The sequence below is a fragment of the Micromonospora mangrovicola genome (genome assembly GCF_047200535.1).
Taxonomy (GTDB): domain Bacteria; phylum Actinomycetota; class Actinomycetes; order Mycobacteriales; family Micromonosporaceae; genus Micromonospora.
In genome coordinates this window covers 1-9,190 of the sequence record NZ_JBJZOG010000161.1, presented here as the reverse complement: position 1 = coordinate 9,190, position 9,190 = coordinate 1, and the positions used below count along the sequence as shown (strand labels likewise).

10 protein-coding genes and 1 pseudogene are annotated in these 9,190 nt (G+C 76.5%); 6 read left to right on the top strand and 5 right to left on the bottom strand.

The window, feature by feature from the left end; genetic code table 11:
• Positions 1-403 precede the first annotated feature (403 nt).
• Positions 404-1,219: a YwiC-like family protein gene (locus tag ACL02O_RS32550; protein WP_412822021.1), complete on the bottom strand. Its 816-nt coding sequence runs from the start codon at positions 1,217-1,219 to the stop codon at positions 404-406.
• Positions 1,216-1,545, bottom strand: coding sequence for a cupin domain-containing protein (locus ACL02O_RS32545; protein WP_412822020.1), 330 nt, complete (start codon positions 1,543-1,545; stop codon positions 1,216-1,218). Before ACL02O_RS32545 ends, ACL02O_RS32550 begins: the two co-directional genes overlap by 4 nt.
• 306 nt (positions 1,546-1,851) lie before the next feature.
• On the opposite strand from ACL02O_RS32545, the gene ACL02O_RS32540 reads away from it, so the two are divergent.
• Entirely contained in the window at positions 1,852-3,072 is a 1,221-nt protein-coding gene (locus ACL02O_RS32540) for a glycosyltransferase (RefSeq protein WP_412822019.1), read from the top strand.
• Between the two features lie 51 nt (positions 3,073-3,123).
• The gene (locus ACL02O_RS32535) at positions 3,124-3,981 is read left to right on the top strand and encodes an alpha/beta hydrolase family protein (RefSeq protein WP_412822018.1); all 858 of its coding nucleotides are present in this window, start codon (positions 3,124-3,126) and stop codon (positions 3,979-3,981) included.
• Between the two features lie 630 nt (positions 3,982-4,611).
• On the opposite strand, the pseudogene ACL02O_RS32530 reads toward ACL02O_RS32535, so the two are convergent.
• Positions 4,612-4,968 (bottom strand): annotated as a pseudogene (locus ACL02O_RS32530) (PAS domain-containing protein); the annotation flags it as partial.
• A gap of 226 nt (positions 4,969-5,194) precedes the next feature.
• Here ACL02O_RS32530 and ACL02O_RS32525 point away from each other — a divergent pair.
• Both ACL02O_RS32525 and ACL02O_RS32520 read left to right on the top strand, forming a co-directional pair.
• Complete coding sequence (locus ACL02O_RS32525; RefSeq protein WP_412822017.1) at positions 5,195-5,866, top strand: hypothetical protein; 672 nt, start codon at positions 5,195-5,197, stop codon at positions 5,864-5,866.
• A 129-nt stretch (positions 5,867-5,995) separates the two neighbouring features.
• Positions 5,996-6,394, top strand: coding sequence for a hypothetical protein (locus ACL02O_RS32520; protein ID WP_412822016.1), 399 nt, complete (start codon positions 5,996-5,998; stop codon positions 6,392-6,394).
• Positions 6,395-6,469: 75 nt separating this feature from the next.
• On the opposite strand, the gene ACL02O_RS32515 is transcribed toward ACL02O_RS32520, so the two are convergent.
• Positions 6,470-6,670, bottom strand: a complete 201-nt coding sequence (locus ACL02O_RS32515; RefSeq protein ID WP_412822015.1) for a GTPase activator — start codon at positions 6,668-6,670, stop codon at positions 6,470-6,472.
• Between the two features lie 71 nt (positions 6,671-6,741).
• Positions 6,742-7,644, bottom strand: coding sequence for a DUF72 domain-containing protein (locus ACL02O_RS32510; protein ID WP_412822014.1), 903 nt, complete (start codon positions 7,642-7,644; stop codon positions 6,742-6,744).
• Positions 7,645-7,765: 121 nt separating this feature from the next.
• Between ACL02O_RS32510 and ACL02O_RS32505 the strand changes: the two genes are divergently transcribed.
• Both ACL02O_RS32505 and ACL02O_RS32500 read left to right on the top strand, forming a co-directional pair.
• Positions 7,766-8,272, top strand: coding sequence for a DinB family protein (locus ACL02O_RS32505; RefSeq protein ID WP_412822013.1), 507 nt, complete (start codon positions 7,766-7,768; stop codon positions 8,270-8,272).
• A 94-nt stretch (positions 8,273-8,366) separates the two neighbouring features.
• A complete protein-coding gene (locus ACL02O_RS32500) occupies positions 8,367-9,137 on the top strand; it encodes a hypothetical protein (RefSeq protein ID WP_412822012.1) in 771 nt (256 codons plus the stop codon).
• The last annotated feature ends 53 nt before the right edge of the window (positions 9,138-9,190 follow it).

Below are 9,190 nucleotides of genomic sequence, written 5' to 3'. Positions count from 1 at the left end.
TTCCCTCCCCCCCCCCCCCCCCCCCCCCCCGCCCGGCACCGCATGTCGCCCCGCCGGGCGCGCCGCGCCACGGCGGGTCCACGCTGCGCCGGGCCCCACACCCGACCACGAACCCCGGTCCCGCCCCGAGCGGGGCCCGGCATCCCCTCACTCGGCATGCGGCCCGCCGCCGGAGGCCCCTCCTCCAGTCCCTTTGCGGCAAGCGAGAGGGCCCGGGCGGCCGGCCCGGCGCGCCTTCCGTGTCCGGCCGGCGGTTCGGCTGCTCCGGCCGGGGCTGGTGGCAGCGCCTCGCAGCCGCTGCCGGGCAGCGACAAGTACGTCCGATCCGGTGCCGACGCATGCCGCGAGCGAGGGTTGGCGGGCGCCGGAGGCGCAACCCTGACCGCGGGACACCGCGGGCCGGTCAGATCCCGCGCGCGACCACCGCGGCAAGGACGAGCAGCGCGCCCGCCAGCTCGATCATCCCGATCGTGACCGGGGCCAGCCGACGGCCGGGCAGCAGCGCCGCCCGGAGCAGCAGCAGCGCGAAGACCGCCACCACCGCCGGTCCCCAACCGGCGGCCACCGCCACCACCAGCGCCGCCAGGTGGTACCCCAGCGAGGCCCACCGGTATCCGGTGCTCCCCCGCTCCCGGATCATCGTCTTGACGTACAACACCGTGCCGACCAGGTAGGCGCCCACCGCCGCCGCCACCCCGGTCAGCTCGTGCGGCGAAGTGCCGCCGGCGGTGGCCACCACGAACACCACGAGCACGCTCTGCGCCACCGAGGCGAGGTCGTTGAGCAGGGCCCGCTCCCGGCGGCGCCGGGCGTGAGCCGCGTTGACCGCGACCAGCACGGCGTAGAGCGGGGCGTAGCCGAGGACGGCGGGGCGGGCGAGCAGCACCGGTGCCACGAGCACCGCCGTCGCCCCGCCGTAGAGCAGGAGCTGCGGACGGACCCGGGCGGGACGGCCGGTCTTCACCGCCAGCAGGGCGTAGTAGGAGAAGAGGTAACCGGCGAGCCACGCGGCGAGCAGCGGCAGGTGCGGCCAGCTCGGGCCGGTGACGCAGACCGCCGCGGCGTACGGCAGGAGCAGCATCGCCCAGGCGCCGTGCTGCGGCGGCAGCCAGCGGTGCCGGTGCCCCCGCCCCGACCGGCCGGCGATCCGGCCTGCGGACGCGGCGGCCGGCGGGGCGACGCTGCCGGCGGCCGGTCGGGCGGGCGTGACGGCGCTCATCCGCGGGCGACCGTGAGCAGCACCACCGAGTCCTCGTCGGCGTGCAACGCGTGCCGGGCGTCCGGGATCACCAGCAGATCCCCGGCCGACCCGGGCCAGGACCGGTCCTGGGCGACCAGCCGGACCCGCCCGTGCAGCACCTGGAGCGTGGCCTCGCCGGGGCTGGCGTGCTCCTCCAGCGCGTGCCCGGCCACCAGGGCGACCAGGGTCTGCCGCAGCGGGCTGGTCGGGCCGCCGTGCACGGTCCGCGCGCTGCGCCCGCTGCCGGTGGCCCGGGCCAGGGCGAGCTGCTCCTCGGTGAGCGCGGAGAGCGAGGGCGAGGACACGGGCCACCTCCCGGGACTCGGAGTGACCGGACGGCCACCAACCGGAGCCGCCGGCGCCTTCCTGCCCAGCCTGATCGCTCCCGCCGCCGGTGAACAGGGGCTTTGGTCCCGGGACGGGATCTCCGCCCCCGGGCCCCCGGGCCCGGGGAGAAGTTGGCGGTCGACCGGTTAGGACGTGATTGCCGGGGTAGGGACTGCTGGTGCGGGTCACCGACGACGGCGCCTCCCGGTCGAGCCAGTCGACCGGACCGCGGCGGACTCGACCGGTTCCTCGCCGACCGGGGCCAACTGACTGGAGGAGGAGACATGCGCGTCGCGATAGTTGCGGACCATGCCAGCCCACTCGCCGTCCCGGGCGAGGAGGCCGCTGGGCGGGGCACCCAGGTGGCGGACGTCGCGGCCGCGCTGGCCGACGAGGGGCACGACGTGCGCGTCTACATTCGCCGCGACTCCCCCGCCCTCCCCGAAACGGTGTCCACCGCGGACGGGTACCAGGTGCGCCATGTGCCGGCCGGGCCGGCCCGGCCGGTGCCGAGTGACGAGCTGCTGCCGTACCTGGGGGAGTTCGGCAGCTGGCTGGCGGAAGCCTGGCGGCGCGGCGACTGGACCCCGGACGTGGCGCACGCGCACTTCTGGATGAGTGGGCTGGCCACTGTGCACGCCGGGCGGCGGACCGGGGTGCCGACGGTGCTGACGTACCACAGCCTCGGCACGGTGGGGCGGCGTCACCAGGGCACCAAGGACACCAGTCCACCAGGGCGGATCGGCTACGAGCGGGCGCTCGGCCGGGCCGTCGACCGGGTGGTCGTGCAGAGCGAGGACGAGGTGCGCGAGCTGGTCCGGATGGGGGTGCCCCGGTCGCGGATGGCGCTGGTTCCCTCCGGCGTCAACCAGGCGGTGTTCCGCCCGGACGGCCCGGTCGCGCCGCGCGACCCGGCCCGGCCGCGGATCCTCACCGTCGGCCGGATGGTGGAGCGGAAGGGCTTCCTCGACGTGGTCCGGGCCCTGCCGGCGGTCCCGGACGCCGAGTGCGTGGTGATCGGCGGCCCGCCGGCCGACCAGCTCCCCGCGGACTCGTTCGCCCGGCGGCTGCACGCGCTGGCCGAGTCGTGCGGTGTCGCCGACCGGGTCAGGCTGCTCGGCGCGGTGCCCCGCGAGGAGATGGGCCGCTGGTACCGCTCGGCGGACGTGCTGGTCGCCGCCCCCTGGTACGAGCCGTTCGGGCTCACCCCGCTGGAGGGGATGGCCTGCGGGGTGCCGGTGGTGGGGACGAACGTCGGCGGCATCGCCGACACCGTGGTCGACGGGCTCACCGGCGACCTCGTGCCGCCACGCGACCCCCGCGCGCTGGGCACCGCCGTACGCCGGCTCCTCGCCGACAAGGTCCGCCGCTTCGCGTACGCCACAGCGGCGCTCGACCGGATCCGCAGCCGGTACTCCTGGAAGCGCTGCGCCGAGCAGCTCGGCGCCGTCTACGCCTCGCTGGCCACGGTCGCCCGGCCTGCCCACGCCACAGCGGTGGCCTGACCCCGGACCCCGTAGCTACCCGTCGGTAGCTTCTCGCCGTACGCTGGGCCGGTGAGCGCGGAGTACACGCAGGAGTTCGTGGACGTCGACGGGGCGCGGATCGGCGTCCAGATCTACCCGGAGCCGGCCGGGGCACCCGGCGCGCCGGCGGTGGTGATCTGGCCGGCGATGGGGGTCCGGGCCCGCTACTACCGGCCGTTCGCCGCCGCGCTGCGCGACGCCGGGCTCGCCGTGATCGTGTGCGACCTGCGCGGCACCGGCGAGAGCACCCCCGCCCCCGCGCGCACCTGCCGGTACGGCTACGGCGAGCTGGCCGCCGACGTCGGCGCGGTGCTCGACGCGCTCAAGCCCCGGTTGGACGGGCGGACCCGGATGCTGCTCGGGCACTCCCTCGGCGGACAGGTCGCGGTGCTGCACCAGGCCCTGCACGACGCCGACCGGGTGGACGGGCTGGCCCTGGTGGCGGTCGGTATCCCCTGGTGGCGCGGGTACCCGGGGCTGCGCGGCTGGGGTGTGCTGCCGTACACCCAGGGGATCGCCGGGGTCGCCCGGCTGCTCGGCGTCTGGCCGGGCTGGGGCTTCGGCGGCCGGCAGGCGCGCGGGTTGATCCGGGACTGGGCGTACACCGCCCGGACCGGCCGGTTCCCGACGCTCGACGGGGTCGACGCCGAGGCGGCGGTGTCCCGGGTCCGTACCCCGGTCCTCGCGGTGAGCGTGGACGACGACCAGTACACGCCGCACGAGACGTTGGACCACCTCTGCGGCAAGCTCGCCGGGGCCCCGGTGACCCGGCACCGCTACACGGTCGCCGAGGCGGGTGCCCCGCTGGACCACTTCACCTGGGTACGCGCCGCCGCGCCGCTGGCCGCGCGGGTGGCCGCGTTCGCCGCCGGCCTGCCGCAGCGCTGAGCCGCTGCTCAGCCGGTCACGCGCAACGCCAGCAGCGCGATGTCGTCGCTGGGCACGTCGGCCAGCTCGCCGAGGAGCGCGTCGCAGAAGTCCTCGACCGGCAGGTGGGCGAGCCGACCGGCCGTCGTACGTCATCTCGTCCGCCCAGCCCAGCGCGGCCCGGTCGGGCAGCAGCACGGTCTCGCCGCGCCGGGCGGCGACGCAGGCCGGCAGCGGCGCGGACAGCGGCAGTCGGGCATACCCTCCGGACGCTCCGCCGAGCCCGTCGGTGACGGTGAGCCGCAGGACGTCGCCGACGTCCCGGACGCCGACGGCGCCGCCGTCGGCCCCGAGCGCGGCCAGCCCCCGGCCGATCACCACCTCGGTGAGTTCGGTGACCGTCTCGCAGCCGGCGAACTGGCGGGCGAGGTCGACCAGGGTGGCCAGCCGCCGGGTGGCGAGCCCCTCGGCGTCCAGCGCCGCCCGCAGGTCCCGGGCCCGGGCCAGCAGGTCGACCCGGGTCTCCGCCACCCGCCGCCGGTAGTCCTCGCTGCGGCTTCGTTCGCTGTCGCCGCGCCGCCGCTGCGCCATGAACTCGGTGACGTCCCGGGTCCGGTGCAGCAGCAGCACGGTACGCCCCCGCTCGTCGAGCAGCGGCACGGTGACCGGGCTCCACCACCGCTCGGTGAACCGGCCGGAGTCGTCGACGAGGTCGTACCGCTGCGGCGGCATCGTGTCGGTCCGGCCGGTGTCCCGGGCCCGGACCAGCGACTCCCGTAGGTTCTCCGCGCCCGCGGCGGCCTGGTCGCTCGGACTGACCGGGAACGCCTCGAACACGTCCCGCCCGAGCAGTTCCGCCCGGCGGCGGCCGGTGACCCGCAGCGCGGCGTCGTTGACCTCGACGATCGACAGGTCCGGGGCGAGCACCAGGTACGGCGTCGGCGTGGCCCGGAACAGGCGCGGGTAGTCGAGGCGCCACCCGGGCGGTCCGCCCGCCGTCCCGCTCATCATCCCCCCGCCGGCCACCGCTGGATCTTGCCCGCTCGCCGGTCCGACGAATCCTGGCCGGACCGCGGCTACCCACCCGGCGCGGTTCGATTCCTCTCCGCCGCGGCGACCCGGACGCCGGGGACGGGACCGGGCACGGAGCGGTGGGAGTGGGCCGCGAATGGGGCGCGTAGTCGGCCGGAAGCCGGGTATGCGGCACCGCCCGAACATGGCGGAGGGGGATCAGATGTCCGAACGGCACACGGCGTTGCGCTCCATGCACGATCTGGGCCTGGCGGCCTGGTTCGGCGGCTCACTGATGGGTGCGCTCGGCGTCAACGGCGCGGCGGCGCAGCTCGACGACTCGACGCAACGGCTGCCGGTGGCCTCGGCGGGCTGGGCGCGCTGGACCCCGGTCAACGCGGCGGCGATCGGCGCCCACCTGGCCGGCGCGGTCGGCGAGCTGGTCACCGAGAGCCCTCGGGTCGCGGCCCAGTCGGGTGTGGCGCGGATGAGCGCGGTGAAGACCGCGCTGACCGTGGGCGCGCTGGCGGTGACCGGCTACAGCCGGATGCTCGGCAGGAAGCTGGAACGGGCGGGCGGCGCGCCGGTCGAGGGGATCACGGAGCCGCACTACCACACCCCGGCGAACGTCGCCTCGTGCCAGCGGCGGATGAAGCTGCTCCAGTGGGCGATCCCGGCGCTGACCGGCGCGCTGGTGGTGGTGACCGCGTACATGAGCGAGCAGCAGAAGCCGGGCCAGGTGTTCCGGGGCCTGATCAGCCGGGCGGGTGGGCTGGCGTCCGCGCCGAGGACGATCGGCAAGGTCGCCGCCGTGGCCACCCCCGGGCCGAAGACCATCGGCACCGTCGCCGCGATGGGTGCGGCCAAGCGGCGCCTGATGACGGCGGGCCGGTGATCCCCGCGCGGCCGGCGACCCACAACGGGGTGGGCCGCCGGCCGCGCGGTACCCCGGGGCCGTGTCCGGAGGGCACGGCCCGGCCGGGCGGCAGTCAGCGGGTACGGGAACCAGCCAGGTGAGGTGACCATGAGCAGCAGGAACAGGCCGGGTGCGGGCGACGGGAGCGGGCCGGAGTCGGCCGCACCCTGGGGCACCACCGACGGCTACGACGCCGGACCGCCGTGGGGGGCGGGCGAGGACTCCCCCATGGATGAGGGCAGCGAGGAGCCCGCGGTCCCGGAGGGACGCCGCGGGGAGCGCCGCGCGGCGGGCGCGGGTGCGGGTGCGGGCGGCCCGAAGGCCGGCCGGCACGGGTTCGGCACGGTCGAACCCACCCGCACCGCGGAGGCGGGACCGGGCGCGCCGCCGGACCCGGCGCCGTCCCGGCGTACCTTCCCGGACGACAGCGCCGGCGGGGACCTGCCGGACAACGCGCTGGAGGAGGCCACCGGCATGCACCCCGAGGGGTTCCGCCGGCGCGGCTGATCGCGAACCCGGCCGGGTGCCCCGCGATCCGCGCGGGTGCCCGGCTGAGCCGCAAGCGATTCCAGGTGCCCTGGTTCAGGAGCCGGTGCCGTCCTCCCCCGGCGTGCCCATCGCCGACGGCTCGGTCTCCGGTGCCGGCGGCTCGGCCACCGGGTGGCCGGTGTCGTCCACCAGGCCCGGCGCCATACTGCCGCCGTGCGCCTCCTCGGCCTCCCGGGTGGCCCGGGGCTCCCGGTCGTCCCGCCGGGTGACCGTCTCGTCGCGCCGCTCGTCCACGCCCGCCCCCTCGACTCGGTCCTCGGCACCGCCGGTACCCGGCCCGGGCCGGCGGAAACCCGCCCGCCGGCTCAGGAACCGGTGGTGACCCGTCGCCCGGCGGGTTCGACGCCGAGCAGCTCGGCGAGCCGGGCCGCGTCACCCGGGGCCTGGTCGTCGCAGCAGTTGTTCATCAGCACGTGCAGCTCACCGCACTGGTCGGCCAGCTCGCGCAGCAGCACGGACCAGCGGCGCAGTTCCTCCGCGCCGTAGGCGTACCGGAACTTCTCCTGCTTGTCGCCGCTCTCCCAGGCGGCGCTGTGCCCGTGGAAGCGGACCACCGCGAGGTCCGTGGAGGCGACCAGGATCGGCGGCACGGACGAGACGTGCCCCTGCGGCATGTCCACGCAGACGTAACCGAGCCCGTGCTCGCGCAGGAAGGTCACGGTGTCCACCATCGCGTCGTCGGCGAACCAGGAGGAGTGCCGCAGCTCGACTCCGACCCGGAACGGCCGGCACCGCCGGGCCGCGGCCAGGATCCGCCGCTTGGCCGCGTCGCCCCGGGCCAGCCAGGGCGGGAACTGGAGCAGCACGGTGCCGAGCCGGCCGGCCGCCGCGATCGGCGCCAGCGCCCCGTGGAACCGGTCCCAGAGCTCGTCGTACGCCCCGGCGGACAGGTCGCGCCAGCGGACCCGGCTCCCGCCGCCCGCCGGCCGCCGATCCCGGGGCAGTGCGGCGATCGGCGTGTGGTGCCCGGTGAAGAGGCGGAACGCCTTGACGTCGAAGGTGAACCCGGGCGGGGTGGCGGCGACCCAGCTCTCGGCGGTCTCCGGCAGCGGGATCGCGTAGTACGACGTGTCCACCTCGACCAGGCCGAACCGCTCCGCATAGAAGCCGAGGCGACCGGCGGGGGTGTTGACGGCGCGGGGGTACCAGCCGGAGCGGACCAGCATCCGGTCGGCCCAGGAGGACGTGCCCACCCTGATGACAGCCATGTAGTTCAGTGCACCGCGAGCCGGACGAACCGGCAACCGGGGCGGGGTCCGGCGCGCGGCCGGCGGACGTGTCGGTGGCGGGTCGTACGGTGTTCCGGTCCTCGACGGAAAGGCGGGCGGCATGAGCGCCTCCGACCAGATCCTCACCGGCGAGCGGGCGGATCTGCTCGCCACCCTGCGCCGGCACCGCCGCTTCCTGCGGCAGACCGTGCAGGGCCTCACCGACGAGCAGGCCGGCCGGCGCAGCACGGTCAGCGAGCTGTGCCTCGGCGGACTGATCAAACACGTGGCGACCACCGAGCAGCGGTGGATGCGGTTCGCCGTGGGCGGCGCGGAGGCGATGCAGAGCGAGCCGGTCGACTGGGCCGGCCAGTTCCGGATGGCGGAGGGCGAGACCCTCGCCGGGCTGCTCGCCGAGTTCGACCGGGTGGCCGAGGCGACCGACGCCCTGATCGCCACCCTCGACCTGGACACCGCCCACCCGCTGCCGGTCGCCCCGTGGTTCGAGCCGGGGGCGAGCTGGTCGGTGCGCCGGGTCCTGCTGCACGTGATCGCCGAGACCGCGCAGCACGCCGGTCACGCCGACATCCTCCGCGAGTCGATCGACGGGGCGAAGACCATGGGTTGAGCCGCCTGCGGTGACGGACCTCACCGGCCGGACGTCGTCGCGGACGGTGTCCTGATGTGACGTGACGACCGGTGGCGGCGCTGATCGACACGAGATGAACGCACACCGCATGGACCAGGAGACCGTCGAGCGCCTGCTCGTCGGTCCCGTCGCCGACGCGCAGGACGGTCCGGAGGTGCTCGTCCGACTCCTCGCCGCCGTCCGCGCCGCTCCGCATTCGCACGAGCTGAGCGGCGAGGGGGCCGCCCTCCAGGCGTTCCGCCTGGCGCGCGCCGGCTCGACGCCGGTGCCGGCAACCCGTTCGCAGCGGCGGATCCTCACCGGCCTGATCGGCGCCAAGGTCGCCCTGGCGGCGCTGCTCGCGGCCGCCACCGGTGGTGTGGCGCTGGCCGCGGTCACCGGCACGCTGCCCGGCCCGCTGGGCCACGACCCGGCCACCACACCGAGCGCCGGCACGGACGGCCGCCCCACCCCGACCTCCGGCCCCTCCGCCATCCCGGACGCGAACCAGACCGACCGCCCGGGCGGCGCCGCCTCGCTCACCGGGCTGTGCACCGCCTACCTGGACGAGCCGGGCGGGGACCGGCGCAAGGCGCTGGAGTCCCCCCGCTTCGCCGAACTGGTCGAGGCGGCGGGCGGCCAGGACGAGGTCGCCGGCTACTGCGACCGGCTGCTCGACGAGCGGGATGCACCGAACGGATCCACCACGGGCGCGACGAAGCGACCGGACTCCGCGCCGAGCGGCCGGGTCACCGGCCGGCCGGAGCGCACCCCGTCGGCTCCGGCGGTCATCGTCACCCCGACGTCGCGGCCGGCCGGGCCGGCGGTGAACCAGCCCGCCTCGGTCGGCCCGACGCAACGCTGAGCCGAGGTTCGTCCCGCCGCGGTCGGCCGGGACATGCCTCGGCTGGGGCCGGC

Excerpts from the sequence above, each read along its gene's own strand:
- ACL02O_RS32550 (WP_412822021.1), bottom strand. The coding sequence starts at position 1,219 with ATGAGCGCCGTCACGCCCGCCCGACCGGCCGCCGGCAGCGTCGCCCCG.
- ACL02O_RS32540 (WP_412822019.1), top strand. The coding sequence starts at position 1,852 with ATGCGCGTCGCGATAGTTGCGGACCATGCCAGCCCACTCGCCGTCCCG.
- ACL02O_RS32525 (WP_412822017.1), top strand. The coding sequence starts at position 5,195 with ATGTCCGAACGGCACACGGCGTTGCGCTCCATGCACGATCTGGGCCTG.
- ACL02O_RS32520 (WP_412822016.1), top strand. The coding sequence starts at position 5,996 with ATGAGCAGCAGGAACAGGCCGGGTGCGGGCGACGGGAGCGGGCCGGAG.
- ACL02O_RS32510 (WP_412822014.1), bottom strand. The coding sequence starts at position 7,644 with ATGGCTGTCATCAGGGTGGGCACGTCCTCCTGGGCCGACCGGATGCTG.
- ACL02O_RS32505 (WP_412822013.1), top strand. The coding sequence starts at position 7,766 with ATGAGCGCCTCCGACCAGATCCTCACCGGCGAGCGGGCGGATCTGCTC.
- ACL02O_RS32500 (WP_412822012.1), top strand. The coding sequence starts at position 8,367 with ATGAACGCACACCGCATGGACCAGGAGACCGTCGAGCGCCTGCTCGTC.